General features: G+C 60.5%; 1 protein-coding gene. It reads right to left on the minus strand.

What is annotated here, in order from left to right:
* On the minus strand, positions 1-264 hold a 264-nt coding region (locus P0G09_RS16230), incomplete at its 3' end, for a type I-E CRISPR-associated protein Cse1/CasA (protein ID WP_275253183.1).
* Positions 265-342: the final 78 nt, after the last annotated feature.

Raw genomic sequence — 342 nt, forward strand, 5'->3', positions numbered from 1 at the left:
CTCCTCCCAGCGGATCAGGGCATCGTCCGTTTCCTCAAAGGGGGCTGGAGTACCGTTTCCATCCACCCGGGAAAACACCGTGTGCAGAACCGCCAGCAGCAGCCGCAGCATGGCGGCATCTTGGGGGGGCAGTTCTCCGGCCAGGTCACGGTATTCGTGGGCGTGCAGCAGGGCATCCGGCAGAGAAACTTCCTGCACGGTGTAATCCTGCCCGCGCACCCGCACCCAGCGTTCCTCCAGCAAATTATACTCAATTTGCTTCATTCACTTCCTCCTTCCGGTAGGTCAGACCGTTTTCACGGTCGTATTGCAGCACCTGCCCGGCAAGCTGTGCGGTCAGGT

It is taken from the genome of Faecalibacterium sp. DFI.5.82 (genome assembly GCF_029076575.1).
Classification (GTDB): Bacteria; Bacillota; Clostridia; order Oscillospirales; family Ruminococcaceae; genus Faecalibacterium; species Faecalibacterium duncaniae.